The sequence below is a fragment of the Shewanella baltica genome, assembly GCF_900456975.1.
GTDB lineage: Bacteria > Pseudomonadota > Gammaproteobacteria > Enterobacterales > Shewanellaceae > Shewanella > Shewanella baltica.
This window is the reverse complement of sequence record NZ_UGYM01000002.1, coordinates 153932-180628: the sequence shown is the minus strand read 5'-3', so window position 1 is coordinate 180628 and position 26697 is coordinate 153932. Positions and strand designations below refer to the sequence as shown.

General features: G+C 45.5%; 22 protein-coding genes. 6 read left to right on the top strand and 16 right to left on the bottom strand.

Going from position 1 to position 26697, the window contains the following annotated elements; all coding sequences use genetic code 11:
• The first annotated feature begins 110 nt into the window (after positions 1-110).
• Both ubiD and fre read left to right on the top strand, forming a co-directional pair.
• Positions 111-1592, top strand: a complete 1482-nt coding sequence (gene ubiD, locus DYH48_RS00795) for a 4-hydroxy-3-polyprenylbenzoate decarboxylase (RefSeq protein ID WP_006079949.1) — start codon at positions 111-113, stop codon at positions 1590-1592.
• A 114-nt stretch (positions 1593-1706) separates the two neighbouring features.
• Complete coding sequence (fre, locus tag DYH48_RS00790) at positions 1707-2417, top strand: NAD(P)H-flavin reductase (protein WP_006079948.1); 711 nt, start codon at positions 1707-1709, stop codon at positions 2415-2417.
• A 159-nt stretch (positions 2418-2576) separates the two neighbouring features.
• On the opposite strand, the gene DYH48_RS00785 is transcribed toward fre, so the two are convergent.
• The 4 genes from DYH48_RS00785 to DYH48_RS00765 form a co-directional block, all read right to left on the bottom strand.
• On the bottom strand, positions 2577-3110 hold the full coding sequence (locus DYH48_RS00785; protein ID WP_115333798.1) for a hypothetical protein: 534 nt from the start codon (positions 3108-3110) through the stop codon (positions 2577-2579).
• A gap of 905 nt (positions 3111-4015) precedes the next feature.
• Positions 4016-4918 carry an FRG domain-containing protein gene (locus tag DYH48_RS00775; protein ID WP_107403486.1) on the bottom strand — a complete coding sequence of 301 codons (903 nt, stop codon included), beginning with the start codon at positions 4916-4918 and terminating at the stop codon, positions 4016-4018.
• A gap of 27 nt (positions 4919-4945) precedes the next feature.
• Entirely contained in the window at positions 4946-5539 is a 594-nt protein-coding gene (locus DYH48_RS00770) for a hypothetical protein (protein ID WP_115333796.1), read from the bottom strand.
• 645 nt (positions 5540-6184) lie between these two features.
• Positions 6185-6814, bottom strand: a complete 630-nt coding sequence (locus DYH48_RS00765) for a flavin reductase family protein (RefSeq protein ID WP_115333795.1) — start codon at positions 6812-6814, stop codon at positions 6185-6187.
• A gap of 262 nt (positions 6815-7076) precedes the next feature.
• On the opposite strand from DYH48_RS00765, the gene DYH48_RS00760 reads away from it, so the two are divergent.
• A complete protein-coding gene (locus DYH48_RS00760; protein ID WP_115333794.1) occupies positions 7077-9470 on the top strand; it encodes a fatty acid cis/trans isomerase in 2394 nt (797 codons plus the stop codon).
• Between the two features lie 51 nt (positions 9471-9521).
• On the opposite strand, the gene DYH48_RS00755 is transcribed toward DYH48_RS00760, so the two are convergent.
• The 12 genes from DYH48_RS00755 to sirA all read right to left on the bottom strand — a co-directional run bounded on the left by DYH48_RS00755 (position 9522) and on the right by sirA (position 23103).
• Positions 9522-11636: a M13 family metallopeptidase gene (locus DYH48_RS00755; protein ID WP_115333793.1), complete on the bottom strand. Its 2115-nt coding sequence runs from the start codon at positions 11634-11636 to the stop codon at positions 9522-9524.
• A 233-nt stretch (positions 11637-11869) separates the two neighbouring features.
• Complete coding sequence (locus tag DYH48_RS00750) at positions 11870-13153, bottom strand: winged helix-turn-helix domain-containing protein (protein ID WP_115333792.1); 1284 nt, start codon at positions 13151-13153, stop codon at positions 11870-11872.
• 219 nt (positions 13154-13372) lie between these two features.
• Positions 13373-14248: an ABC transporter permease gene (locus tag DYH48_RS00745; protein ID WP_115333791.1), complete on the bottom strand. Its 876-nt coding sequence runs from the start codon at positions 14246-14248 to the stop codon at positions 13373-13375.
• Positions 14245-15282, bottom strand: coding sequence for an ABC transporter ATP-binding protein (locus DYH48_RS00740; protein ID WP_115333790.1), 1038 nt, complete (start codon positions 15280-15282; stop codon positions 14245-14247). Before DYH48_RS00740 ends, DYH48_RS00745 begins: the two co-directional genes overlap by 4 nt.
• A complete protein-coding gene (gene nosD, locus DYH48_RS00735) occupies positions 15279-16568 on the bottom strand; it encodes a nitrous oxide reductase family maturation protein NosD (RefSeq protein ID WP_115333789.1) in 1290 nt (429 codons plus the stop codon). Before nosD ends, DYH48_RS00740 begins: the two co-directional genes overlap by 4 nt.
• Positions 16569-16578: 10 nt before the next feature.
• Positions 16579-17070 carry a nitrous oxide reductase accessory protein NosL gene (locus DYH48_RS00730; protein ID WP_006084293.1) on the bottom strand — a complete coding sequence of 164 codons (492 nt, stop codon included), beginning with the start codon at positions 17068-17070 and terminating at the stop codon, positions 16579-16581.
• Positions 17071-17179: 109 nt separating this feature from the next.
• Positions 17180-18127 (bottom strand): NrfD/PsrC family molybdoenzyme membrane anchor subunit, encoded by a 948-nt coding sequence (gene nrfD, locus DYH48_RS00725; RefSeq protein WP_115333788.1) that lies wholly within the window; start codon positions 18125-18127, stop codon positions 17180-17182.
• Between the two features lie 2 nt (positions 18128-18129).
• Positions 18130-18837: a 4Fe-4S dicluster domain-containing protein gene (locus DYH48_RS00720; RefSeq protein WP_115333787.1), complete on the bottom strand. Its 708-nt coding sequence runs from the start codon at positions 18835-18837 to the stop codon at positions 18130-18132.
• Positions 18838-18911: 74 nt separating this feature from the next.
• Positions 18912-19598 (bottom strand): tetratricopeptide repeat protein, encoded by a 687-nt coding sequence (locus DYH48_RS00715; protein ID WP_115333786.1) that lies wholly within the window; start codon positions 19596-19598, stop codon positions 18912-18914.
• A 67-nt stretch (positions 19599-19665) separates the two neighbouring features.
• Positions 19666-20448 carry an FKBP-type peptidyl-prolyl cis-trans isomerase gene (locus tag DYH48_RS00710; RefSeq protein WP_115333785.1) on the bottom strand — a complete coding sequence of 261 codons (783 nt, stop codon included), beginning with the start codon at positions 20446-20448 and terminating at the stop codon, positions 19666-19668.
• Between the two features lie 89 nt (positions 20449-20537).
• On the bottom strand, positions 20538-20978 hold the full coding sequence (locus DYH48_RS00705) for a rhodanese-like domain-containing protein (RefSeq protein ID WP_006084301.1): 441 nt from the start codon (positions 20976-20978) through the stop codon (positions 20538-20540).
• A gap of 61 nt (positions 20979-21039) precedes the next feature.
• A complete protein-coding gene (gene sirA, locus DYH48_RS00700) occupies positions 21040-23103 on the bottom strand; it encodes a dissimilatory sulfite reductase SirA (RefSeq protein WP_115333784.1) in 2064 nt (687 codons plus the stop codon).
• 425 nt (positions 23104-23528) lie between these two features.
• On the opposite strand from sirA, the gene DYH48_RS00695 reads away from it, so the two are divergent.
• The 3 genes from DYH48_RS00695 to DYH48_RS00685 are packed head-to-tail and all read left to right on the top strand — an operon-like array spanning position 23529 to position 26638.
• Positions 23529-25604 carry a heme lyase CcmF/NrfE family subunit gene (locus tag DYH48_RS00695; protein WP_115333783.1) on the top strand — a complete coding sequence of 692 codons (2076 nt, stop codon included), beginning with the start codon at positions 23529-23531 and terminating at the stop codon, positions 25602-25604.
• Positions 25604-26038 (top strand): cytochrome c-type biogenesis protein, encoded by a 435-nt coding sequence (locus DYH48_RS00690; protein ID WP_115333782.1) that lies wholly within the window; start codon positions 25604-25606, stop codon positions 26036-26038. Before DYH48_RS00695 ends, DYH48_RS00690 begins: the two co-directional genes overlap by 1 nt.
• Positions 26039-26053: 15 nt before the next feature.
• Complete coding sequence (locus tag DYH48_RS00685; RefSeq protein ID WP_115333781.1) at positions 26054-26638, top strand: TlpA family protein disulfide reductase; 585 nt, start codon at positions 26054-26056, stop codon at positions 26636-26638.
• The last annotated feature ends 59 nt before the right edge of the window (positions 26639-26697 follow it).

The window sequence follows — 26697 nt, the reverse complement described above, 5'->3', positions numbered from 1 at the left end:
CATCCATTTTACGCTTCCTAAGCTTGAAGATCACTGAATTGGTTAACCCTAAAACAGAAAAATGCTATAGTGCGCGCCACACAGATTTTCATTGCAGAGGCTATTTCCACATGAGTTTTAAGGATTTACGCAGCTTTATTGATCATCTGGAAGCCAATGGCGAACTCAAACGCATTAGCTACCCAGTTGATCCTCATTTAGAAATGACAGAGATCGCCGATCGCGTATTACGCGCTAAGGGCCCTGCGCTATTATTTGAAAATCCCAAAGATCATCACATGCCCGTGTTGGTAAACCTGTTCGGTACGCCAAAACGTGTGGCCATGGCGCTCGGTAAAGACGATCCCTTAGCGTTGCGAGAAGTGGGCGAACTGTTAGCCTTTTTAAAAGAACCCGAACCACCACGGGGCTTTAAAGACGCGATCGCTAAGATCCCTATGTTCAAGCAAGCCTTGAATATGCCGCCAAAGACAGTGCGCAATCCCCCTTGCCAACAAGTGATCAAAACCGGCGATGAAGTCGATTTGACCCAATTACCTATTCAGCATTGCTGGCCGGGCGATGTCGCACCACTGGTGACATGGGGCTTAACCATCACCAAAGGCCCGCGCAAGAGTCGCCAGAATTTAGGTATTTATCGCCAACAATTACTGGGTAAAAACAAGCTGATCATGCGTTGGTTATCCCACCGTGGCGGCGCGTTAGACTTTGCTGATTTTAAACAACAATTCCCCGGTGAGCGTTATCCTGTTGTCGTCGCACTCGGCGCCGATCCTGTGACCATTTTAGGTGCCGTCACCCCAGTCCCCGATTCCATGAGCGAATACGCTTTTGCCGGTTTACTGCGCGGTGAACGTACCGAAGTCTGCAAGGCATTAAGCTGTGACTTAGAAGTGCCCGCCACCAGTGAAATCATCCTCGAAGGTTATATCGATCCTGAGGAACTGGCGGAAGAAGGCCCCTACGGCGATCACACGGGTTACTACAACGAAACCGATAAGTTTCCAGTATTTACCGTTACCCACATCACTCACCGTAAAGATGCCATCTACCACAGCACTTACACTGGCCGTCCACCGGATGAGCCCGCCATGCTGGGAGTTGCATTAAACGAAGTGTTTGTGCCGATTTTGCGTAAGCAATATCCTGAGATCGTTGATTTTTATCTGCCGCCTGAGGGTTGTTCGTACCGCATGGCAGTGATCTCTATTCGTAAACAATATCCGGGACACGCCAAACGGGTGATGATGGGCGCTTGGTCTTTCCTGCGCCAATTTATGTACACCAAGTTTATTGTCATCGTCGATGAAGATGTGAACTGCCGTGACTGGCAGGATGTGATCTGGGCGATCACCACCCGCATGGACCCAAAACGCGATACTGTGATGATCGAAAACACCCCGATCGACTACCTCGATTTTGCCTCACCCGTCGCGGGCTTAGGCTCAAAAATGGGACTCGATGCCACCAATAAGTGGGAAGGCGAAACCAACCGCGAATGGGGCACGCCAATCGTGATGGATCCAAAAGTAAAACAAAAGATCGACTCAATCTGGGATGAGTTAGGCATAGACGACAGCCCAACCCTATAATTCAGCTTAAGCCGTTACTCAAATATCGGCTTAAGCCAAGAGAATAGGCCAATAACAGGCCGCTAAAGCGACACCTAGACACATACTGTTGAAGAAAGGTGCAAAGGAAGTTTGATGAAAACCATACGTTGTAAGATAGAGAAAGTTAGCCCGTTTAACGATGCCGTATATCAAGTATTGTTAAGGCCAGAAACCGCCTTCGATTTCCAAGCGGGGCAATACTTATGTGTTGTCATGGGTGAAAAAGATAAACGTCCCTTCTCTATCGCATCAGCGCCAAACGCCGAGCTGATCGAATTACACATTGGCGCCGCTGTCAGTGAAAGCTACCCAATGCAAGTGGTCGAGCGCATGAAAGCCTGCGCCATTGATGGCAGCACTATCGATATCGAAGCCCCAGGCGGCGAAGCCCATCTGCGCCACGAAAGCCAACGCCCTCGCCTATTAATCGCCGGCGGCACTGGTTTCTCTTACATTAAGAGTATCGTAGAGCACCAAATCGCCATTGGCCAACAGGTTAAAACCACCCTGTATTGGGGTTGTCGCACCCAAGATGCCATGTATTTTGAAGCCATCGCCCGCCAATGGCACGATGCCCACCCTTGGTTGAACTTCGTCCCAGTGATCGAAGAAGCCCCAGCTAATTGGCAAGGTAAAACCGCCAATCTGTTAGCGCAAATCAAACAAGACTTTGTCAGCTTAAATGGCTACGACATCTACATCGCCGGCCGTTTCGACATGGTGGGTGCAGCACGGGAAATCTTCCGTGAGATTGGTGTAGAAGAAGCGCATCTCTACGGTGATGCGTTCGCGTTTATCAAATAACGCGCTGATTTGTTAGCTTGGCTGGCTAACGTTGCCAGCATAGGCTCAAATAATAAACCCCAGTTTTTACTGGGGTTTTGTTTTTACTTTCAATAAGAAAATGACACTTGCTGCATCTTCGTGATGACGTCAATCATTATCCTTTTAGGATAAAATTACCTATTGAAGCTCAATCGATACCACATTGGTGACGCCTCTAGCCAAGGTTATCATGCCTGATGTATAGAATTTGCTGCTGCTATTATCCTCAGCCTTCAGGTAATAGGCGCCGCTATTGATAATCATGGTTTCTGGGCGATGCATCGTCATTGGCTTATCACTTAACCAACCATTACTGTCTACCGCATAAAGGTAATTAGTACTTTCCATCGCCGCGCCACTGTCTTGATGGTATGCCAACACCCTGACCATAGTCATACCCTTAGGATTTTTCTCCTGAGTAATAGAGCGGATCGCACCGCGTTCCGGAGACATCTTAGTATTCTTAGTAATATTGAATGGTTCAGAATTATTCGAGTATTGCTGAGTCTGATGTTCGTAAGCGGGGATGGAACTACTACCGGAAGTGCCGCCTGAAGTACCTGTGCTAGCGATGCCTGCGATATCAGACACAGAATCGGCGATGTTTCTTACATCTGTACTCTTACAAGCAGCAAGACTTAAAACAAGGGTACATAAGATCATTTTTTTCATTGCGTTTAATCCATTAAGTTATTGTCTATCCATACCGCACATTGTATTAAGCTAGTTAAGCTCATCACAAAGTACTACTTAGGTAACCTATTATTACCAATGATTTTTTAAGTAGGGTAAATTATCAATGAGAATGTCATTAGTCAATAACCTAACAAACACGTAACCAATAAATCATAATGATTGAGATGATTTCACTATATCTCGAGAGTGATTGGTGTAATGGACGGCACATTACGGTGATGCGATCGCATTGATCAAATAACACGATAATTTGTTAGCTTGGCTGCTAACGTTTGCCAGTTGGGCTGCAAAAAATAAACCCCAGTTTTCGCCGTATTTCACTTTGAATACGGCCTTACGGTCAAGAAAATCTACATATCCAAACTTCGTTTGTTATTTTAAATCAAAGTCAAAGTCGTGGGGCTTCACCCCACACCCGACCAAGGAGGACTGCTCGTCCTATCCTCCTTGGATGCTCCAAGACGCCCCTAGCGAAGTTACATGCATTAGTGACTGGCTTCGTGCTTACTCGAAAATGGCTAACGCTTCCGATGGGGCGTCCCTTCCCCCCGAAAGCTACGCAGACGTCCTGTCTGCGTCACGCTATTTTCTTCAACGCCCTTCAGCAACTTCGCAGGGGGAGGTGAACAACTGTAATCTCGGTGTCGGCTGTTTATCCCAAAAGAGGTTTGCCTGTCCTATCTTTTTTCTAACGCTTCCGATGGTACATCCCGATTAATTAAATAAAGAATCCGAAAGCTAGCTTGGCATCCATGCCAAGCTCACGCGATTTCTTCAACACTCTTCAGCAACTTCGCAGGGGGAGGTGAACTACTGTAATCTCGGTGTCGGCTGTTTATCCCAAAAGAGTTTTGCCTGTCCTACCATTACTGACCGCGCAATTAATGCTGAGTGCCCACTTCTTTTCTGTTCTTATCCATCTTATCGATTGTCCATGAGTTTATTGAATCCTGTACTGCTTTACCTGCACCATCAGCACTAGGGTAGATTGTTGCACCGTTAATTCCTGCTTTTAAACAGAGGTAATACAAATTAAGAGCTTCGTCGACAGAAAGTGTCAACTTTAATAATGGTGAGTTTGGCAATGAAGAAAACCCATGCTCAAGGCCTTCGACTTCAAATTCCTCGTTTCGATAGCCAGAATGCGGATGAACTGTAAATAGGCCAGACTGAGCTGATACATGATGTGACGTACTACCTGGCACTTGAACAATATTTACATTTTTGTATAAGTTAACTAGCTCTGTATTTAAAACCCAAATAGTAAGTTTAGTGTCAAGGTTCCAGTTTTTGTGGTTAGCCATAGCACTAGAAACTGCAAAATATACAGCCACATATGGCTGCCTCGTCCAATCAAGTAACCGAGTAGGCACTCCATGGTGCTGTGCTAAGGCCATTAATTCAACAAGTTCTGGATTCGGCCAGAGTTCAGGTCGAATATAGTATTTGTCCTGAACTTGAGAATTCAAGACATCTGTACGGAACTTCATAGAATCATTAGGGATGCGAATACCAACATTGTCACAATAACTTGCAAACTCCTCGAGCAAACGAACCTCAGTAAACACTAGCTCGTCAGCCCTACTTGGTCGTCCCATAAACTTCAAAAGTGGATTTGACGTTTTATTTCGTAACAACGATGGAATCAAACCCCACTCAGCATCAGCTTGCCCACGATATATAAGTTTATAAGGTTCTTTGAAGAAAGACTTAGTTGGGCTTAAAGCTTCCCAAAGCTCATTTGCAGTCTCGTAATTAATTTCCTCAAATGCTGGATACCTCATATTTCCTCCTACGTTATAACGTTTGAACTAAGCCACGCCGTTTTTTGGCGTCGGCTTGAACAAATTATACGTGATTGCCTCGAATTCGAGTCCTGTTAACTTCTCTGCAATGAGCAACATCTTTGCGCTCTCTGTCACGATGAGCATTCGACTACGGCTATTACCAGAGCCGAAAACAACATCAGTAGCCGATAGGTCAGATTCTGGTTCCTTCAAGAGAAATGCGGGCGTTGCACCTGCGACGGCCTTATGGAAACCACACTCGACACAAAAGGATTCAAATCTTGTTTTCCTTGCTACAGAGTCAAACGATGTTAGCGATGTTGGCTTTATAACAAAGAATTCAGGGTCTGATGGAAGGGCAATAAATTCAAATCCCTTCAGTTGTAGCCGTTGACATGCCTCCTTGAACTTCAGTGATGCCACATAGTAACCGTCATAGGTTGAAGATAAGTCGTATACCCTTCTTTTGACGCAAAATGATGGATTAACAAAGTAGAGATCGGTCTTATAACCACATACGGAACAAATAGGAATGTCTGTTACCTCCTGAAACAGGCGGTCGGAGGAGCCACACATATTTGAAGCGTTGTCACAAGCGTGAAGGGTATATGCAGTCATTTACTCCCCTTAATGCCTAACATTTGTATCATGCGAATGCGCATAAACTCACCCCCGACCACTTGATAAAATTACGAATAACCCACTGATTTAAATTTTAATTTACACAATAGCAAAAATCATTTTAGGTAGAAAGTGAGCATATGAATGATATCTGCTTATTTTATTTTGAGTATTGTTCGTAACCAATCGAGCATTAAGACTAGATATAAAAATTGAACTAGCAGAAGTTTTTGGACCAGCTGTACTGTTTTGAGATTAATAGCTAACCCCGAAATAGCAGGAGTTCACCTCCCACTGCGAAGTTGTCGAAATACGCAGATAAAAATGCCGTGGCGACATCATGGATGATGGCGCAGGCTCGGGGGGACAGGGATGTCCCATCTGAGCCGTTAGGCAATTTTTATTGGAGTATGAGACCACTAACCAATGCATGTAACTTCGCTAGGGGCGGCAAGGGAGATCCAAGAGGGAATTGCTGTTGATCCCCTCTTGGTCGGGTGTGGGGTGAAGCCCCACGACGTTGATTTTTCTTTAAAAAAAGCTTAAGTCATGTATTACTCTGCCATGAGATACCAAAACTCATAATTCAAAAACTCAAACGAAGTTTAAAAACCCACAGCCCTGCGGCGCCTGAGCAGCCCCCTACACTTGTGGTCTATGTAAATCGAAACGCAGATCTTCTGAGATCCCATAATAGGCCGATGGGCCGCCGGCACGTAATACGGGCTCGGCAAGTGCAGTTTGATAAATCCCCTCGGCATTGAGTAAATGATTGGCAATATGCACGGCCACCACTTCTCCTAACACTAACCAAGTATCAATCTTGTCGCCATTGGCGGCGGTTAACTGGATACATTGGGACAACTTACATTCAAAATTCACTGGGCTTTCAGCCACTAAATCGGCCTTAACAATCGTGCCTGCTTTAGCCGTGAGTCCGGCAAAGCTAAACTCATCTTGACCGCGTGGCAGCATGGCGGAGGTTTGATTCATTTTCTCGGCTAAGCCGCGAGTGGTGAGGTTCCACACAAACTCCCCTGTTTCGACGATATTGGCCACACTGTCTTTCCAACCTGTGCTGGCAAAGCCGATGATGGGCGGTTTGTAGTTGAAACAATTGAAAAAGCTGTAAGGGGCGAGATTGCGTTGCCCCTCGGCATTCCGTGATGAAATCCAGCCGATCGGTCGAGGACCCACAATTGCATTTAAAGGATCGTGTGCAAGACCATGGCCTTTGCTCGGTTCGTAAAAATAGCGGTTATCAGCGGTCATACTTGATCCTTTTGTTATTGCCACATTGTTATTGCCACAACCGTGACTTGAGCGATTAACACAGCCATCACTGGCACACTTTTATGGTCGCTATCTTACCTAAGTTCCTTGGATGTCGCCAAAACTCTGCGGCATAAGTTAAGCGAGAGCGAGGATAAAATCAGGCTGCAAATTTTAGATCCAACACACTTTTCTGCTAAAGTGATGCTGATCAGTGGGCTAAATGGCTAACTCTGCTAGGTGGCAAATAAAGGAGTCCTGAATGGATGCGATAAAAAGAATATGGAAAAGGTTGTTATTGGCCACAGTGCTGTTGGCGACGGGTTGTGCCAGTGTAGCGCAAATCGATTTCAATGCTCTGTTTGGCACTAGCTCACCTCAAAAGCGCGTCGAGAATGCACAGCTTAACAACCAATTTGTTCAACAGGCCGAATTTGTGCACAAAGAAGTTGAACCAATCCTCAATAGCCGCTGCGTGGTGTGCCATGCCTGCTACGATGCTCCCTGCCAGCTCAAAATGACCTCAAGCGAAGGCATAGAACGCGGAGCGAGTAAGGAAAAAGTCTATCAAGGCACACGTTTAGTCGCCGCCACGCCCAATCGCTTATTTGTCGATGCCTTTACCCCAGAAGCTTGGCGTCAACGCGGGTTTTACCCCATGTTAAACGAGCGCAATCAAACTCCAGAAGCCAATACCCAAGCCTCGGTATTGGCCAGAATGCTTACGCTTAAGCAAATGCATCCCCTGCCTGAAGATAAGATTTTAGATAAGCGTTTTGATTTCAGCCTCGACAGTGTTCAGCAATGCGCCAGCCTAGAGGAAATGGACAAATACGAGCAAAGCCAACCGTTTGCGGGTATGCCCTATGGCTTGCCAGCGCTGAATGCGAATGAACATCAAGTGTTGATGCACTGGCTCGAACAAGGTGCGCCATTGCCATTCGCACCATCGCTAGCCCCTGAATTTATAACGGAAATCACCCATTGGGAGCAATTCTTAAACGGTGACAGTTTAAAAAGCCAATTAAGCGCACGCTACATCTACGAGCATTTGTTTGCCTTTCACTTATATTTTGAATCTTTAAATCAGCCAAACGCCCAGCCTCTGTTTTTCGAGTTAGTTCGTTCGAGGACGCCGCCGGGGCAAGCGCTGGATATTATCGCCTCCCGCCGCCCCTTCGACGATCCTAAGGTGGAACGTGTCTATTACCGTTTTCGACCTTATCGGGCGACCATAGTCGATAAAACTCATATCCCCTATGCCTTAAATACCGGCTTGCTGCACGACTGGCAGCAATGGTTTATCGATGCGGATTACTCAGTGACTCAGCTGCCGAGCTACCAGCCGAGCATTGCGGCCAATCCCTTCGAAGCCTTTATTCAAATTCCTGCCGGTGCGCGCTATCGCTTTATGCTGAACCGCGCCCAAGACACCATTATGGGCTTTATCAAAGGCCCAGTGTGCCGTGGTCAGGTGGCGCTCAATGTGATTAACGACAGATTCTGGGTGTACTTTGTTACCCCAGATTATATGGACGACACGGATTTTAGGACCTTCTACCATTCCCAGATTGAAAACCTACGAATGCCAGCGGAGGAAGAAAGCACTGCACTCGCCGTAACTTGGGTGAAATATGCCGCCAAGCAAGGCAAGTACATGCGGGCGCGTAATCAGTTCTTGAATGAGAAGTTTAAAAACGGCCAACACCTCACTATCGACGGGCTCTGGGATGGTGACGACAACAATGATAATGCTAGCCTGACAGTGTTTCGCCACTTCGATAATGCCACAGTGGTCAAAGGTTTAGTTGGTGAGCCGCCCAAAACCGCTTGGATTATCGATTACGCCTTATTGGAGCGTATCCACTATTTGCTAGTCGCAGGTTTCGATGTGTATGGTAACTACGGCCACCAGCTATTAACTCGCTTATACATGGATTTTTTACGCATGGAAGGGGAATCAAATTTCCTGACCCTGTTACCGCAGGAGGAAAGGCGCAAACAATTTAGTGATTGGTATCAAGGGGCTGGTACTCAGCTCACGGCGTTTATCGCGGGGGATATCAACACCTTTAATCAGCCCACGGGCGTGCTCTACTATAGCGATGACCTCAAGGGCGAGCTGTATCAAAAACTCGGGCAGAAGGTCGCTAAGGTACAGCCGAATAGATATCAAATAGAAAACAGTCACTTGCAAGCCAACAGCAAGGCACTGTTGCAGGCATTAGGTCGATTAAAAGGCACCCAAGCGACCCTGTTACCAGAGCTGACGATGATCATGGTCGAGCCCGAAAAAGCGGGTAAAGCTGAGGTCTTTACCTTCGTTCGCAATAGTGCCCATCGTAATATTTCGAGCCTGTTTAATGAGGCCAGCAACCGCGAACCCGCAAAGGATGATGTCACCTTAGTGCATGGTTTATTAGGTAGTTACCCAGAAGCCTTCTGGCTGGTGAAAGAACAAGATTTACCTAAAATAGTGGCGGCGGTAGAGCAAATGCAAACCGAGAAAGACTATGAGGCACTGCTCGATGTTGCGGGTGTACGCCGTAGCGATCCCACCTTTTGGGCCTTTAGTGACAAACTCAATCAGATCTTTTTCGACAATCACCCGATAGAAAGTGGTTGGCTGGATTATAACCGCCTGCAAAATCGTTAATAAAAAGGGGAACGCTAGCGTTCCCCTTGCTTTCAAATCCACCCAGTAAACTTACCAGATCTTAACGCGATCTTCTGGCGCTAAATACAGCTTGTCGCCAGGCTTAACATCGAATGCGCTATACCAAGCATCTAAGTTACGCACTGTCAGCGCGCGGTACATGCCGGGTGCATGGCCATCGGTTGCCACCCGAGCCCGCAGCGCTTCATCACGCATCTTAGTGGCCCAGGTTTGCGCAAAGCCGATAAAGAAGCGTTGATCGCCCGTAAAGCCTTCAATCACTGGGGCTTCTTTACCCTTAAGCGAGGCATGGTACGCATCAAGTGCCGCGGCTAAACCCGCCACATCGGCAATGTTTTCACCTAAGGTCAGCTTGCCATTCACGTGTAAATCAGGGAAAGGTGCATAGGTATCAAACTGCCCTGCTAACGCATCACCTTGCTTAGCAAATTGAGCAAAGTCAGCTGGCGTCCACCAGTTACGCATAGCGCCAGTCGAGTCAAATGCCGCACCATTGTTATCAAAGCTATGGCTGATTTCATGGCCAATCACAGCACCAATCGCACCATAGTTGTAGGCGGCATCGGCCTTAGCATCGAAGAATGGTGGCTGTAAAATACCCGCAGGGAAGTTAAGCGCATTTTGCACGGGCAGGTTCACCGCATTCACCACTTGCGGCGTCATCCACCACTCGCCTTTATCCATTGGTTTGCCAATCTTGGCGAGTTGATGGCTGTACTCTACTTTTTCACCATTGATGGCATTCGCGTAGGCATTGGTCGCCGTCACAGCATAGCTGTCGTAGTTGCGCCATTTGTCGGGATAACCCACGCCCACTGCCATAGTCGCCACTTTCGCTAAGGCTTCTTTCTTAGTGGAAGGGTCCATCCAATCGAGTTTTTCCACTCGCTGACCAAAAGCAGCCACTATGTTATCCACCATAGTGCTGACTTCAGCCTTGGCCGAAGCAGGGAAATATTGCTCGGCATAGGCATGGCCTACGGCATCACCTAGGTATTGATCGAGTGCCGCTAAAGCACGTTTATCGCGGCCGCGCTGTTCTGGCGTACCAGAAAGCTTAGTGCCGTTAAAGGCAAACGAAGCATTGTCTATGGTCGTTGGCAACACATCGGCGTGACTGTTGATCTGGTGGAACACGAGCCAATCTTTCCAGGCTTCTAAAGGCTCAGAGGCCACCAGCGCAGAAAGTCCCGTAATCGCCGTCGCATGGTAAGCTGCAAATTTTGGCTGATTGCCCAATTGTGCCGCCGCGAGGAAGGCAGTCCAATCGATGCCCGGTGCTTTAGCATCAAAGTCAGCACGGCTCCACACGCCCGAAGATTTAGCGAAATCTTCACTATCTTCACGGCTAGCGTGGGCGGCAGCTATCTTGCTCTCAAGGGCAAAAATACGATCGGCACGGGCAGCGGCATCGCTCACGCCCGCATCTTTGAGCAAGGTTTCAATATAAGCACGGTAAGCGCTGCGAATGTCGGCCATTTTAGGATCGGCAGACAGGTAATATTCGCGCTCAGGTAAGCCTAAACCGCCCTGCAAAAAGTAAGGCAAAACTTCGCCCGGCGTGGCTAAACCTTGAGTTACGAAGATCCCAAACAGGTTTTCGGTATGGAAATCGGTCGCGTTGAGAGGGTCAACATCGGCGCGCAGGTTTTCACCTAATACTGCGGATAAATCTTGCTTGCTCGCAATGGCCTCATAACGGGCGATATCCGCCTCGGCAGGTTTCATTCCAGCGGCATCAATGGCGGCAGTATCTGTGTAAGCCTTGTAAAAATCGGCGATACGCGCTTCGTCGCTACCCGCAGCATGCTGCGCTTTCACCAGTTCGGCAATCAAACTGGTTTTATGCTTTTCGGTCGCTTCAAAAGCAACGAGGAAAGCGCCAGTGCTGGAGCGATCGGCAGGGATCATCGTCGTTTTCATCCATTCGCCATTGGCGTAGGTATAAAAATCATCCCCCGGTTTTACCGTTGGCGACATAGCCGCCACATTAATACCTACCGGCATTTGAGCGGCAACGTCTTGGCTTTTAGGTGCGCTTTCGCTGGTTTTAACGGTGTTTTCTGTGGTGTTATCACTGCAAGCAGTTAGCCCCGTCAGTACTGAAGTAGACAGTAACAGCGCGGGAATAAGACGGTCCGACATGAATGACTCCTCTTTCTTTTATTATTGTATTTATCTTGTGATGATTAAGTTTGGCAGTGTAACTGGCTCTGAATGAAGAAGTAAAACAAAGCCACTTTTTATGATAAAAAGTTAATGCAAACATTTTGAGCCGCAGCGTCTCAACCAATCACTTAATGCCATCAAAAATCCCCTCATTGCAGACACAAAAAAGCCGACTTTATGTCGGCTTAATCAAGTGTGGTTTAAGGTTACTATAACTTGAGCTGATTGTACTGAGTCCATGCAAGCACTTGTCCCATTTGAGGAATAATCCATACCGCCGTATGCTCATTTTGATAAACACGATAATAGAATAATTCTTCATCGCGGATATCATGCTTACGAATTTCACGATAAAACTGCATGGCAGAATTGCTCACTTCATCCGGTTTTGTCAGCTCTTTTTGTAACACTTTAACGTAGAAAACATCGACTTTAAGATCATTAATCTCAGTTTGGTACTGTTCAAACTCACCGCGGATCGTGTACTTAATCGGTGTCGTTAAGCAATCTTGATCTGTTATACAAGAGGTTGAATAGAAATTTCCCCGATTCTCCCCTTCATACACCAGAGACATGCTGAGATCGTTCCGAACTAAGAGTTCACCCGCGACAGGAAAATAGATATCCGCATGGTAATTATGCTCAACTAACTCCCCCTTACCCTTGTCATCCGCAGGGAGAACAATGCGGTTATAACGAATCCGCTGCTCCATCTTTTGACTCAGCGGAATAAATTCCGTCATATTTAAGCCTGCAGGTTTCGCATCTATTGCGGTGATATTAATCATACCGCGACCATTACAAGCCTCTGCATCTAGCTCTGGACAAATTGCCATGGAATAGTTTTTACCATCCGTGGCTGCAAAAGCACTGAAATGCTTAATACTGCTGATATGATTTCCCTCTGGCGCCAAATGTTTTTGCCACCAAGAGGGATGTAAATGCTCCTCATCGCCAATATAGAAAGTTTGCGCCGTTCCCAGAGTCCCACCGATATTGAGGCTGATGTATTTATCTGCATGCCACTTAGCCACTTGTTTAACCACTGCATGGTGATCACTCATATACCAGAAGATCGCCAAGATCAGGCCCAAGAAAGCAATACCTGCAAATTTGGTCCAAGCCGATACCCCAACTAAAGCATCACGGATTGCATCTGCATCGTTTATAGCCAACATCTTTACATGGGATTGCTCAGCGATATGCAATTGATAACCGCGGCGCGCCACGGTTTTGAGCTGTACTTCAGTATAAGGCTCGAGTTTTTTTCTTAGGGTGCTGATGCACTGTGTTAGTGAAGTCGGTGCCACGACGCGGTCTGGCCAACCCACCTGCAACAAGGCTTCTTTCGTCAATATGGCGTTGGGGGAAGATAACAAGCGTACCAATATAGCCGCTTCAGAAAAAGTCAGGTCTATGGATGTGCCATGCACTTGATCAACTAGTTTTTTAGCCTGTTCATCTAAAAATAAATATGAAGTGATTTTATGCATGTTAAACGCCCGAAAACTCAGCAAAAGTAGATAAGGTATGATTGCGCTAACGGCGGGCAAGCAGATTGGGACCATGTTTTCCCAAAAGCACTGTGACTTGCAGCCACCTATCTAAGATGGTTTATTTTACTTTTTAACAACATAAAATACTGTGACTGCATGCTCAGTTTAGTTATTGTTTAATAAGCACAAAATTAGACTAATACAGGATTTGCTAAACTAAATTTCTTGACGTTTGAAGACCCAAGAGCACCCCAATAATAGAACAATAATCCAGCCGCCTAACAAACCATACATCATGGGTAATCCCAATCCCGTTTGCGCGATTAAGGAAAGGCTACTTTTAGCTGCTAGTGTATCCGAAGGTGCGGCAAGCAAATTTAAGGCACGGAACAAGTCGGTAGGATTCAGTAAAATGAGTAGATTAAATAGATTGCGATTAAGCATTTCACTCATTCCAACCAAAACACTGAGCAAAATAAGGTCATAAACCAGCACAAGCACAAACCATAAAATAAGTAACGTTCCCAGTGCCTTGGCTTTTTCTCGCACACACAGGCTAACCCAATAGCCCAATAGAACAAACACTAATGACAACAAAATACTGCTTATTATCAAATGGGTAAATCCGATAACTATCGCGAATTGAGCCTGAGCATCGCCAAGTAGTATCAGTAATAATCCTGTCACACCAAAACCTAAGATACAGGCGATAGTCATTACGCACGCATGGCCCAAAAACTTGCCGCAGACAAGATGCCAACGCTCCAATGGATAGGTCAGTAATAACAATAAGGTGCCAGATTCTTTCTCACCGACAAAGCTGTCATAGCTCAACAAAATCGCGCCTAATGGCAGCATAAATACCGATAAAGTCACAAGCCCAGAAAGGATCTGCGCAGGCTCAAATACTACTAAGCTGCCCGATATTACGCTCCCCATAAAACTCACACTAAGGGAGAGCAGCAACAATACACCCGCCATCATCCATAGCCATCGATTGCGCAAATTGTCCTTAAACTCCTTGGCAGCTATGGTACTCACTATATTTAGAGCACTTAAATGACCACACTGCAAAACCTCTGATTGACTCATACGGCGGCCTCCCACTTAACGCCTTGAGCCATATCTGTTACTTGAGTGGTATCTGCAGATACAACCTGGGGCAGAGAATGACAAACGGTTTCCATATAATGATGAAACACAGACTGCAAACTCGGAGGCTCAACAGAAAAATCCCCTGCCGGCACTTTTTGCAATAGATGATGTAAAACACCTGACTTTTGCCCCTGCGGTACAGTCAGTTTTAATCCCTGCGGCGAACTCATCTCAACACAGCTGGCTAAAATAGGATCTGCGAGCACCTCTAGCCTTTGAGTGTGAGACAAAGAATACAAAAAAAACTGGTTTGGCAACCGAGTTGCAGATCTAAGGGCGGTTAAAGTTCCCGAAGCTAACATTCGTCCTCGGCCTAAAATCAAAGCCCGATCCATTTGATCTTGAACTAATCCTAACTCATGGGTACTGATGATAATCGCGCAGCCTTTCGCCTTAAGTTGGGCTATTTTTTGATACAAAAAAGCCGATGCTAAGGGATCTAGACCGACAGTCGGCTCATCAAGTAACAATATCTGAGGATCAGCCAATATTGCCTGAGCGAGCCCAAGACGCTGCCGCATTCCCTTGGAAAATGTACTCAGACGTTTATCTTTAGCGGCTTCTAAACCAAATTCGGCAAGTAATTCATGTACTTTTGCAAGAGCGACGCCTTTAAGTTTAGCGAAATAGCCGAGTAATTCGAGAGCGGTCATGTTGTCATAAAAGCTCACATTTTCAGGTAAATAACCTAAAGATAAACTCAACCTGACATTCATAGATCCCACATTGTGCCCTTGAACTTGGATCTGGCCACGTGTAGGAGTTAGCAATCCTAAAATAAGCTTAAGTAACGTAGACTTACCTGCTCCATTATGGCCAAGGAGAGCAACAACTTGGCCCTTTAGAACCTCAAAATTCACGTCCTCCAATGCCTTAAAGTTGTTATAAAATTTACTGACATTTATCGCTTTAACGGCAATATCAGCACTGGCCACAGGCTTATTCGTCGAGAATGTGAAAGTCTGATTCATTGCGTACCTCCATCAATAAGTGCGGGCGAGACCGATTGCATTAAGGGAAAACTATCGCTAATTCCCGTCGTCATTCGGGGCTGAAATTGGCGTTCAACCCAACGCAGCAGTAAAACAACTGGACTTTCCATTAACAGTTTTGCCTCAGGATAAAGCCAAAATAGTTTGTCTAAGCTGTCATTGGGCCTATGGGCCAAATCACCTATCCCATCTAGATCCAGATCCCAGCCTTGGTATTCTGACCAATAATTGCCTTGTCCTTGATAACTCCACTCTAACTGTGTGTCGCCGACATATTTCACTTGGTTTTGATTCGCAATGATTCGATTATGCCAAAGACGGTTTTCCTCTCCGCCCATGGCCATACTGATCCCAGTATCGCTATGACTAAACTCGTTATCTTGAATACGGTTATTTTGAGCAGCGTAAATAAAAATGCCTTTGCCTTCGTTACCCAGCTCCACTGTGCCCTTAGAATTATGGATGTCACTGGCAACATTGGCCTGCACATGGGAAGACTCAGTAATATTGAGCAAAATGCCGAAGTCCCGAGCCTGAGTCACGCGGTTGTGGTGCAGATAAATATTCGTTGAATTCATTAAGGCATAGCCACCATCAACCGCAATAGCTTGGTTTTGCCATGCTTCATCGGCTTGGGTATACATGTAGTGAATGCCGTATTGCAGTTTAGTAAATTGATTTTCAGAAATGCGGCTGCGGGTGACTGACTCTAAATACACCCCATCGCGGACAAAAATGAGTTGGTTTTTATGGATTTGCGGGGCAACGACCTGCTTAAGATAAATGCCATCCCCTCTGTCTAACACATACATAGCACCGTTGCCGCTGATACTATTACCTACGATCTCAGGGGCATAGATTTGCTCACCATAAATACCAAAGCCATCACCTACAAAACGATTTTCTTTAATTTGTACTTTATCCGCTCCTTGTTGCAGCAAGATCCCCGCATCGCGGTAATAGAGATCCTTCCCCCAATGCCGAATATTAAGCCCCTCAATCCTCACCTTCGCCGCGGTAACAATCAGCGCACTACCTTGATACTGTGCATCTAAGGTAGCGCCAACTTCGCCTTGTAAATGAATGGATTGAGTGACTCGAAAAGAGCCGGTATACACACCAGTAGCCAGCAATAACGTGTCACCATTTTGAGCCTTACTAAGGGCAAGTGTAAGCGCATCTGTGTCTGTCACCCGGATCAGTGCCGCCCAACTATTAAAAGAAGTAATGTACAGCAACCAAAACAGGAGTGAACGCAGCTTCATTTTCACAGCCTTACTTATCACCTGCGAGCAGTTCTAGGGTAATCTCATTGAAGGCCAAAACTCGGCCGCCGTATTCTGTGGCAAAAGCTTCGGCTGCAGCCTTAGTGCTAAAAGGTGCGACGGCAGGCCCCATGACCGCCTTTTTAGTCGTGCCGTAAACATAGAACGCACTCTGTGCATCAATAAAAGCACCATCGTCCGGCCGATCCCAGTCGGTCGAGCCAGCATCATGCACCATCATGTAATCGATCTGACGCTTGTTTTCACTCTGAAGGGCAAAGTTAAACATATCGCGACTAGAGCAAAACTTAGGCACGATTTTTTCAGCCTTAAGATGTACTTGCCCTTTAGGTCCAGGATATTTAGTGATCACCATGCCGCACAAATGACAACGGTCATGTTCATGAATCATCTCAGCTTTATGAACTTGGTCGGTTGCCTCACTCTTATTACAACCAAATAGCAAAGGCATTAACAGTAACAACGAATAGAACTTCTTCATCCTATTGATCCTTTTTGATAAAAGTATCAACACCTCGCCTAGGCACCTTGCAGGGACAGACCTTAAGACGAGGGTCGATAAAATAGTGATATCGATTTAAATCAAAATATTAAATCGCGTAATTTTGCCCAGCGTAGAGGATAAAAAGCCTCAAACACATCATGCCGCTAACAGCACACAAGCCTGATATATAAAAGGCTTTGGCTGAATGACTAAAGTGTTTACCAAGTGCGAAATTAAGTAATAAGGGCCCGACGAATCCGACACCAATCACCCCTAACCAAAACACACTTGCCCAAGTCCCTTCATGGAAAGCGGCAAAGGCCATTTGAGCGCCTTCATTCCCCGTCATCAGGGCTGTTGCTATCATGAAAATGAACATGGCTTCGGCGAACATGATTGGCCACTCGGCACCATGGAGCACCTTCATCTCAGCGCTATGTAATTGCTCTTTAAAGAAATACACAGCGACCATCTTGGCCGATGCCGCCCCAGCGGATATGCCAGAGGCGATAAATAACGCAGGTAATACCGAAGTGTTAATGATAGGAAAGCGGATCAAGGCCGAGATCAAGAACCCAGTGTAAGCACAGACAGAGATAGCCAGCACTAAGACTACAACCTCAATTGGACGACGAAATGCCACTAACTTGTCGATAATCGGCTTTAAGAACCCCAGTGCAGAGACAGATAACAGCTCTTTTTCGAGGGCAAATAGGGTCAAAATTGCCACGAGCGGGATATAAACACTCAAAGCGATAACACCAATCGACATCACGGAGTTGAGGTTGTAATAAACTAAAATTCGCCAGAAAAATAATGGGTTAGTTAAATCAACAACGAGACATAACATACCGAGACTAATAGTGATAAATGCTACTAGCGCTGCCGCCTTTAAAAAGGCAGTGTTTTCCACTTGGCCCTTATAAAAACGTAGTACAAGCGCAGTCGTTAACGCGCCACCCGAAATCCCCGCAAAAAACAGGTAAACGGCAATGGGCCATGGCCAAGCAACACCTTCGGAAAGCCCTAAGGTAAATTCCATACTGGTATCCATCTTTACACTCCCAGTTTCACGATAGGTATGTAACGTAAGCTTGGTTCTGTGCCAAAGTGCGGCTTAATTCGCACTGAGTCCTTTACCGCCAATAACTTACTGACATAAGACTGAGGATCATTGGCATCGCCAAAGACCAAAGCATCGTACTTGCAACTCTGTACACAGGCGGGTAATTCCCCCTTGGCTAGCTTGCTGTGCAAACAGAAGTCACAGTTATCCGCAACATCTGTTGCTTCATTAATAAAGCGAGCGTTGTAGGGACAGGCACCAATACAATACTTACAGCCAGCACACTTACTGGCGTCCATAGTCACTATTCCTGTTGCAGGATCACGGTGAGCTGCGCCCGTTGGGCACACTGTCACACAAGGTGCATTTTTACATTGTTGGCAAGATACGCGGACAAACTTACGCTCACAATCACAGGCCATCTTGCCGCAGTGCGGGCAGGCTTGCCCTTCAACACGGCCACTTTGCTGCTCAAGCAATACGCGAGATTTTCCCTCGGGTAAGTGGTTTGCTTGGTTACAGGCAGTTTTACAATCGCCACAACCGACACATTTAGTTTGATCAAACACCATGACGTAATGGGGTTTATGAGCGCTATCACCGTCCTCTTTGACTGAACACCCACCTAAAGGAGTTAAGATCAAAGTGCACATTCCAGCGCTTTTAAGGAACCTCCGTCTCTCTATATTTTCACTCACATCATCCTCCATCTATCGGTTTTCAACCGACGTTTTTATTTATATCGTTATCGACTTAACTTGCCTGAAAATGACTAGCGACTTGGTTTATCTCCACTTTCATTCAATTTGATTTGTGCTTTTATAATCGCGTTATTGATGGCTTCACGATTAATACTGCTGCTTGGTTGTGCCAGCAGTAACCGCCAATGATCTATAGCTACTTGGTAGCGAGCGTGCAGATAGGCATCGGTAGCGAGTAATAACTGTGTCTGTGATTCAAAGGGTGAGTGCGCTAAAACCTTGGCAATCACCTGCTGGGTTTCTGGTGTTATTTGCCGACGTTCACGGTAGTAAAGTGCGTTAGCCTTAGCGCCCAAAACTTCTGCATCGTCTTCAGATAGCATGAGCAACTTATCCAAGGTCAGCACAGCATCCGAGTACAAACCACCCGCGCTATAAGCCCGAGCTAAAGACATGAGTGCCTCAGTATTTTGTGGTTCTCGTTCTGCCAAACGCGTGGCTTTGGTAATTTCTGCAGCTACTAAATAATCAATATTTTCATCAACTTTTCCTTTTTCCCAATCTTGAAAACGCCCTATTTGGCTATAAATGGCTAAGGTCAGTAACACGAGTATTAAGCCCATGGCAAAGGGCACTTTGCTCGACATTGACGGCAATTGAGCCATAGCGAATGTCAATTTCAAGCGGCCGTGATGCCAATAAATATAAGCAATGAACAGACCTAAACACATGCAAATAACTAACCCTAAACTGACCATCTCATTCCCCAAACAGGTCATAGCAAGTGACACATTTACCCAAGCTAAAGCTAACTCAAACGGTGCACTAACCGTGGGCAGGCATCATGCTTTGATGCTTCATCTCTTTAATTTCACTAGGTTTTTCGATGTTTTTTAGCTCAATTTCAAAGATAAGTGCTGACTCGGGCGGGATAATGCCCACGGCTTCTGTGCCATAGGCCAGACTAGCGGGAACCACAAATCGGTATTTAGATCCCATAGGCATCAATTTCAGTCCCTCTTCCCAACCGGGAATGACAGTCATTAATGCAAACCGAGTAGGCTCTTTGCGGCCGACAGTATTTTCAAACTCTGTACCGTCGATGAGCGTGCCAACATATTCCACAGTGACAACATCTTCAGGGTTTGGCTTTTGACCAGAGCCTTGGGTTATCACTTGGTATTGCAGACCGGAAGCTGTGACTTTCACATTTGATTGCTTGGCATTTTGTGCAAGGTAGTCAGCGCTAGCTTTTTTCGTTTCCGCCATTTCTTTTTCAGCAAGGATTTTTCTGGCAGCATTAAGCTCTTCAGCCCTTTGATTGAGATAGGTCACGACCTCCTCATCCGTCAGTTGTTGCTTATCCTTCAGCGCATCCACAAAACCTTGCACGACTAGATCAATATTGACCTCAGACCCTAATTCAACTTGGTTATAAACTTGGCCTGAAATGTAATTGCCAATGGACGCGCCAATACTGTAAGAGGTTTTATCCGCATCACTTTTTAGGCTAGGGGCAGCAAAACTTGTCACAGAAACAAATAGCGCAGCACAGGTCGCCACGGTTAACGTTTTTGGGATAAAAGAAGTTGGCATACGTGTTTTCATTTTATGTTCTCTACAATGATGAACCCTGTGGGTTTAGCCTCTTGGCCCTGCAAACAGATCTTCTAGAAAATCAGTTCGCGTGTTCTTTACTATGGTTTTTCTGTTACTCGTCCAGATAAACGCCAGCCATAAATACCGTCGGCCATATGGCGCACACCTGTGTAACCTAGCTTCATGGTCTCTCTGGCAGCCATATTGCTGGCGGTACAAAGACGGTTGGCACAATAAAACACCATGACTGCATCTTTATTCTTTGGAAGTAACTCTCTCCAATTTTGAACATTGAAAAAAACCGCTCCGGGGATAAAACCTTCCGCCCATATCTCCAGCGTATTTACATCGAAAAAATAAACGCCTGACTGAGCAACTAATGTCTCGGCTTCCATCATCGAAATCGGATTAAGTTGGATCTCGTTGTAAGGCGCTTCCGATATCTCTGAGCCGCCACCTGCAAGCACAGGCAAAGCTACAGCGCCTAGGGCCAACACAATTAGGGTGTGAGTTAGGCTTTGACGAATCACTTTATTCATAATTTGGCTCTCGAATTCCCCGACACCCAGAGGTGTCGGGGATACTAGGACTCAAGTTGAACTACATTTTTTGTGCACTCAGACCTTTACCATCGATAATGGCTTGAGCTTGGGTGACATAGGTCAATGCTGCGTCTAAGCGTTTTTGTGAGTAACGTGGACCATGGACGCCCCATGAACCATCAGCTTTAATCAGCTTAATGACGTCTTGGGCTTTGTCGGTCAACATTAAGACTTGCGTCTTGTCTTCTACCGATAACTTTGTCACTTCAAGCAACTTATCGATGCGGGCAAGCGCTTGTTCAACTAAAGCAAAGGTTTCCTTCACGGGTTTTTGCCACTTCTGCACTTCGCCGTAAATTTCCATTTGGTCTTCGAAATGTAAGCCCACTTCGAGTTCAGATTGGAATTGGCTATGGCAACCTTTGTTCTCTGTCACGTCATGGTCAGATACCGAAGTACGGGCACAGGTCCACATCAAATCGAGATAGTTATGGCCGTTTTCATCCTTGGCAACTGTCCAACCTTTAGTCGCTGAGTCGCGGGGTTTTCCTTCTGGAGGGTTTAGTGTTTTACGCAGAGGATCGACATCGATTTTCCACATATGTGACTTACGCACGTTGTCGAAGCCTGCCATATCAGGGAATTGGATAGCGGTGAAGTTTTCACAACTTCCCATATTAGGCATGTGACAGCTTTGGCAAGTTTGGTTGCTGTGGGTTTGAGTATTGCTGGCGATTTCAGCCTGCGCTGTGTGGCAGTCAGTACACTGTTTTACTAACTTAGGTTTAGTAATACCTGACTTCCAATCACCGTCGGTGACTTCATGTGGATCGTGACAGGTAGAGCAGCGCATACCCTTATCATAGTGGGATGAAGCAAACATCTGCGAACCTTCTGTACCACAAGATGGGCACGAAGATTTCATCTTCACGTTGAAGGCATATTCCAACTTTTCTTTACCCTGCGGCGTTTGCGCTAACTCTTCTACAAAGTTAAAACGCTGGTGACAACGTTCACAATTTGAAGGCATGCCACCACCAATACCACCGTCTAAATGACCGCCTGCGCCATGACACTCTTCGCAGGTAATCCCAAGTGATACGGTATGTTTTTGCAGTTCTTTCGGGTTACCTAAAGCAGCAAAGAATTCATCCTTAGTCTTAAAATCAAACTTAAAGGTATGGCACATTTCACAGTAGGAACTCGCAGGCTGGAACAGGAATTCTTTTTCGTATTTCGCACCATATGAGCTCATACCCCATTGGTGCGAACCACTCGTGCCAAAGCCTTCCATGGTTGTTGGGAATTCAGGTACAACTTTCTGAATTTTCTTGGCCATTTCAGGCGTTAGCCATTCAGCCCAACCACGGGAGAATTGGTTACCACCGGCGACCATAGTCCCAGTACCATCTTTTAGTAAACCATCTTTCACATGGAAAGTACCGCGTACTAAGTAGCTGTCGATAAAGCCGTATTTGGTTCTTGGCGTTCCCACTGTCGCATAAATTGCATCGGGGGTAATACCGTCTGGCAGGATGGAAGTATCCTTTGTGCCATACATGGTTTTATTTAAATCATTATCGACTTCAGGGTGATTCCCAGGGAAACGTAAAGTTTTTGAATGGCGTGAACGTTTCCATTTCTCATACTGTGGACCATGGCACTCACCACATTTTTCTGGGCCAACAAACTTATTCGGGAAATCTAAAATCGACTTAGCACCAAGTCGATATTGCAATGCCATAGGGCGATCGCCTTCCTGATGTTGACTGTATTTCTGGCTATCACCACCGTGTAAATATTCTTCCCCACGGTCGCTGACTTTATAAGTTCCTTTAAGTCTTCCCGCTTCGGCATATTTAAATACGGGATGATTTTCGAACAGGAATTCAAATAACTCTTTTTCCTGAACGATATAATCCTGCAAAGTTCGAACACCGCGTGATTCCATGGTCACATCGGGATTAGCCATAATAGCTTGCGCTTCAGCACTCTGTTGTTTGTTGCCATAGCCAGGTTTGACTTCTCCCGGTTTAGCGTCAGACGCTATTCCTGTCGCACTGACGATAGTTCCTAAACAAAACAGCACACCTAAGGCTGTTTTGGATTTCCATCGTTTCATCATTCACTCCTAATTATCATTAGTTTTATATTTTCCACTGAACCTAACTGTTCACTGAACGACACAAACAATTGACCAGTGGCTGCATGATGGAGAAGACAAACCATTAAAAATCGGAGCTAGTGCACATTAAATTTTTATTAAAAAATAAAGATGGCTAAGTGAAATTAATACATTTAAATACAGTTACTTAATTAAGAATTCATATCAGTTTTTTAGATGTGAAAGCGCAGTTTTTAATTATAAAAATAACTAAAAATACATTTTATCTTTCAAAAACTTAAGATCGTTTAAACAATGGATTTAATAACGAAATAGATCACATTATGAGAAGTACCATTCAATTAATCTCGCCGTTAGCAATTAAAAATTCTCGTTTAACCATTAACTAAAATTTAATTCACACTATCCGAATGGAATAAAATATGACCACTATACTTCCAGAAATAGGCCATATATTGCTGATTATCAGCACTGTCATTGCACTATTATCTGCAATGGTACCTTTAGTGGGAATTTATAGAGATAATGCTTACTTAACAGGCTACAGCCCAGCATTATTTAGAGCATTATTTACCTCGATATCCGCAGCACTCCTTTGCTTAATTTATAATTTTATCAGTGATGATTTTTCTGTTGCCTATGTTGCCAATCATTCCAATAGTCAATTAGCCCTTGGGTATAAAGTGGCTGCGGTTTGGGGCAGCCACGAAGGTTCAATGCTCTTTTGGGTATTTGCAATCGCACTCTGGGGCGCCATTATCAGTTATCGCCTACCAATAACGGATTGCACTCAGGCCAAAGCCAGCAACCAATACCAAGACGCTGTTTACTTTGCGAGATTGCTGGCGATTTTGTCGCTAGTGATTCTGGGGTTTAACTTATTTTTACTTTTTACTTCGAATCCTTTTGCCCGCTTGCTACCCAATATCCCCATAGAAGGACGCGATCTCAACCCAATATTGCAAGACATAGGCCTTATATTGCACCCACCTATGCTTTTCCTCGGGTATGTCGGACTTACCGTTTGTTTTGCCGCCGCCTTAGCATCGCTGCTCGGCGGAAAGTTTAATGCTCGTCAAGTTAACCACTTAAAGCCTTGGGGGTTACTCGCATGGATTTTTTTAACGGGCGGAAATGCCTTTGGATCTTGGTGGGCCTATAACGAATTAGGCTGGGGAGGATGGTGGTTTTGGGATCCAGTAGAAAACGCCTCTTTTATTCCTTGGCTTGTCGCCACCGCATTAGTCCATTCTATTGTCCTGACTAAACGCACTAATGGCTTTCAAATTACAACTTTGCTGCTGTGTATATTGGCTTTCTCACTCAGTTTACTCGGCAGTTTTTTAGTGCGTTCCGGCATAGTGCAATCGGTGCATGCCTTTGCCGCCGACCCAACACGTGGCATGTCAATCCTCTGTTTATTAATACTTTTTATTGGTGCAGCTCTGCTCATTTTCGCACTTAAAGCCAATAACCTAAGACACTCAGTCCAGCATACGATTTTCAGTAAAGAAACGCTGTTATTACTCGGTATTGTAATATTAGTCGTCGCTGCATTTTCAGTTCTACTCGGTACCTTCTATCCCTTGATCTATGAACTACTCGGTTTAGGTACACTTTCTGTCGGTGCCCCTTATTTTAATGCGATCTTTGTACCACTGACCTTCTTACTCGTACTCTTGATGGGTGTAGCCCCTTTAGCCCATTGGCAAAAAACATCCAAAGCTCAAGTTAAGCCTTTAATCATTCCTGGCACGCTGATTTTAATTTCGGCTTTGTGGATAAGCTTGCAGGCAGCTACTGGCAATAGTTTATTTCTGTTACTTGGTACTGCAGCAGCACTTTGGTTACTGATTTGCTTATTATTAACACTGATCGCAGCATTAGGATTGAACAAGCAAACTCATCAACATAAACAGTCAGTTAAAGATGCCGTGAACATGGCTAAGCCTACCTCTAAACGACGCTTCATGGCCATGCTGCTCGCTCATTTAGGTGTTGCTGTAACAATAATAGGTGCGACGGCCGTCTCTTTCTTTGAACAAGAAGCCCTGCTAAGAATGGGGCCTGGGCAAGGAAAACCTCTGGCAGGTTATGTCTTAGTTTATGAAAGTACTGAGAATATTGAGACCAAGAGTTTTACTGCCATTCAAGCCAATATCAGTATCCGTGATGCAGCCCAAGATGAGCTGGTAATAGGCTATATCACCCCACAACGACAAACCTTTAAAAGCAATGCCATGGAAATGTCCCATGCGGGAATTGACCACGGCCTATGGCGGGATATTTATGTCTCGATGGGATTGCAACTTAGTGATAACGAATACCTGATCCGTATCAGCTATAAACCTCTTGCTAGTTGGATCTGGCTTGGGGCACTGCTAATGATGTTAGGCGGAACTGTCGCTGCTTGGCCTGCTCGCAACCTTTGTTATTACCCGAAATCAGAAACCTTAGCTGACCCATCCCATTCATTGAAAAGGGAGACACTTGCCTAATGAATCCATTTTTTCGCTCACCTTACCTCTGCGCTTTTACATGGTTGCTCTTTACCACACTATTTTTAGGAGGGACTGCATTCCTCGCGGTGGCTCAAGAGCAGCCCATCTCTAGCCCTTCTCATAAACAACAAGCTATGAATATCACTAAAGTGCTGCGCTGTCCTATGGCAACTAATCTGAGTCTGTTTGAATCACAAGCTCCTATCGCCCATGAGCTTAAAGCTCAGATATTTTCGATGTTGGAACAAGGATATAGCCAAGATGAAATCATTCTATTTATGGTAGAGCGCTATGGTGAAAAAATTCGTTATCAACCCGAACTTAAAGGTTCTACCGTCGCACTTTGGTTTGGCCCATTATTCTTGCTATTACTCGGTGTAGGTCTTTGCCTTGGACTCATTAAACGCCGAGCACTGAGCTCCCCTTCCTAAAAATAAGGATTCACCATGAAACGATATTCTCTGCGACTAATTCTGCTGTGCAGTTTTGTCCTGTTAAACAACGCAGTCCAAGCCCATTCATTGCAGAATAAGCTTTACGACACTGGCGAAACGATTCCTAAACCTAGGGTAATGACTGGCTTCGTTGAAATGCAGCATGCACGCGGCGTACCGGAAGTGCCTTTTATTGATGAAGCGGGGAAAACTCAAACCCTAAAACAACATCAAGGTAAACTGGTTCTCGTTAATCTTTGGGCGACTTGGTGTGCCCCTTGCCTACGTGAAATCCCAGAACTTCAGCATCTTAAAAAGGATTATCAAGGGAAAAATATTGCCATTGTCCCAATATCCATCGATGAAGATCCTAAGGATGTGCGACCTTTCCTCACTCAACATAATTTTAGTGACTATCAAACTTGGTTCGATCCAACACAAAACATAGAACAGATCATTCCGGCAAACGTCGTTCCTGCGACGTATTTTTTTGATGCTAAAGGTAATCTTGTTGGTTTCGTACGCGGGTATCTCGATTGGGGCGATAAAGACGTCGCCCCTTATCTTGACCAATTGATCGCTAAATACGGCCAATAATCATTCTGTACTAAGAAAGCTAGTTTACATCTCCGTTCGGTAGCCCACCCTACATTTGC

Coding starts and splice junctions, on each gene's coding strand:
- nosD (WP_115333789.1), bottom strand. CDS start 16,568: ATGAAGCTGCGTTCACTCCTGTTTTGGTTGCTGTACATTACTTCTTTT.
- DYH48_RS00730 (WP_006084293.1), bottom strand. CDS start 17,070: ATGAAGAAGTTCTATTCGTTGTTACTGTTAATGCCTTTGCTATTTGGT.
- DYH48_RS00685 (WP_115333781.1), top strand. CDS start 26,054: ATGAAACGATATTCTCTGCGACTAATTCTGCTGTGCAGTTTTGTCCTG.
- DYH48_RS00770 (WP_115333796.1), bottom strand. CDS start 5,539: ATGACTGCATATACCCTTCACGCTTGTGACAACGCTTCAAATATGTGT.
- ubiD (WP_006079949.1), top strand. CDS start 111: ATGAGTTTTAAGGATTTACGCAGCTTTATTGATCATCTGGAAGCCAAT.
- DYH48_RS00745 (WP_115333791.1), bottom strand. CDS start 14,248: ATGAGTCAATCAGAGGTTTTGCAGTGTGGTCATTTAAGTGCTCTAAAT.
- fre (WP_006079948.1), top strand. CDS start 1,707: ATGAAAACCATACGTTGTAAGATAGAGAAAGTTAGCCCGTTTAACGAT.
- DYH48_RS00775 (WP_107403486.1), bottom strand. CDS start 4,918: ATGAGGTATCCAGCATTTGAGGAAATTAATTACGAGACTGCAAATGAG.
- DYH48_RS00715 (WP_115333786.1), bottom strand. CDS start 19,598: ATGGTCAGTTTAGGGTTAGTTATTTGCATGTGTTTAGGTCTGTTCATT.
- DYH48_RS00710 (WP_115333785.1), bottom strand. CDS start 20,448: ATGAAAACACGTATGCCAACTTCTTTTATCCCAAAAACGTTAACCGTG.
- DYH48_RS00785 (WP_115333798.1), bottom strand. CDS start 3,110: ATGAAAAAAATGATCTTATGTACCCTTGTTTTAAGTCTTGCTGCTTGT.
- DYH48_RS00765 (WP_115333795.1), bottom strand. CDS start 6,814: ATGACCGCTGATAACCGCTATTTTTACGAACCGAGCAAAGGCCATGGT.
- DYH48_RS00690 (WP_115333782.1), top strand. CDS start 25,604: ATGAATCCATTTTTTCGCTCACCTTACCTCTGCGCTTTTACATGGTTG.
- DYH48_RS00755 (WP_115333793.1), bottom strand. CDS start 11,636: ATGTCGGACCGTCTTATTCCCGCGCTGTTACTGTCTACTTCAGTACTG.
- DYH48_RS00740 (WP_115333790.1), bottom strand. CDS start 15,282: ATGAATCAGACTTTCACATTCTCGACGAATAAGCCTGTGGCCAGTGCT.
- sirA (WP_115333784.1), bottom strand. CDS start 23,103: ATGAAACGATGGAAATCCAAAACAGCCTTAGGTGTGCTGTTTTGTTTA.
- DYH48_RS00705 (WP_006084301.1), bottom strand. CDS start 20,978: ATGAATAAAGTGATTCGTCAAAGCCTAACTCACACCCTAATTGTGTTG.
- DYH48_RS00750 (WP_115333792.1), bottom strand. CDS start 13,153: ATGCATAAAATCACTTCATATTTATTTTTAGATGAACAGGCTAAAAAA.
- DYH48_RS00760 (WP_115333794.1), top strand. CDS start 7,077: ATGGATGCGATAAAAAGAATATGGAAAAGGTTGTTATTGGCCACAGTG.
- nrfD (WP_115333788.1), bottom strand. CDS start 18,127: ATGGATACCAGTATGGAATTTACCTTAGGGCTTTCCGAAGGTGTTGCT.
- DYH48_RS00695 (WP_115333783.1), top strand. CDS start 23,529: ATGACCACTATACTTCCAGAAATAGGCCATATATTGCTGATTATCAGC.